The 498-nt window shown below is 53.8% G+C and carries 1 protein-coding gene and 1 pseudogene; both read left to right on the top strand.

The features are described from left to right. Window positions 1–29: 29 nt before the first annotated feature. Window positions 30–334: pseudogene (locus tag AB4Z23_RS28300) on the top strand (type II toxin-antitoxin system RelE/ParE family toxin). Further along, window positions 327–498, top strand: a 172-nt coding sequence (locus tag AB4Z23_RS28295) for an addiction module antidote protein (protein WP_441361282.1), incomplete at its 3' end; no start/stop codon positions are given. The pseudogene AB4Z23_RS28300 and the gene AB4Z23_RS28295, both read left to right, overlap by 8 nt.

Genomic DNA, 498 nt, shown 5'->3' with positions numbered 1-498 from the left:
AGTGTAGTTTATAGACTGCAATAAATCTCATGATCGAGCTAAAGCAGACGGCGGTTTTCGCCAAATGGGAAACCGTCTAAGGGACAAACGAGCGAGGACTATCATTGCGGCGCGATTGATGCGGCTGGCAGAAGGTTTGCCGGGAGACGTCGAGCCGGTTGGGGAAGGCGTCAGTGAATTGCGAATACACTATGGCCCCGGCTATCGCGTCTACTTTCAGAGACGGGGCAATGTTCTCATCGTGCTTTTATGCGGTGGCGACAAAGGATCGCAAGCCCGTGATATTGCCGCCGCGCATAAACTCGCCAAGGAATGGAGCGAAAAAGATGACTGAAAAACTGACAACCTATGATCCTGCTGCCGCCTTGGTCGATGATGAAGAAATCGCCGCGTTCATGGCCGACGCCTTCGAAACCGGCGATGCAGCCTATGTTGCAAAGGCGCTCGGCGTCGTCGCGCGTGCTAAAGGGATGACCGAAATCTCGCGTAAAACAGGCT

Source organism: Agrobacterium sp. MCAB5, from assembly GCF_052114365.1.
Lineage (GTDB): Bacteria > Pseudomonadota > Alphaproteobacteria > Rhizobiales > Rhizobiaceae > Agrobacterium > Agrobacterium tumefaciens.
This window is presented reverse-complemented; position numbering and strand designations above follow the sequence as displayed.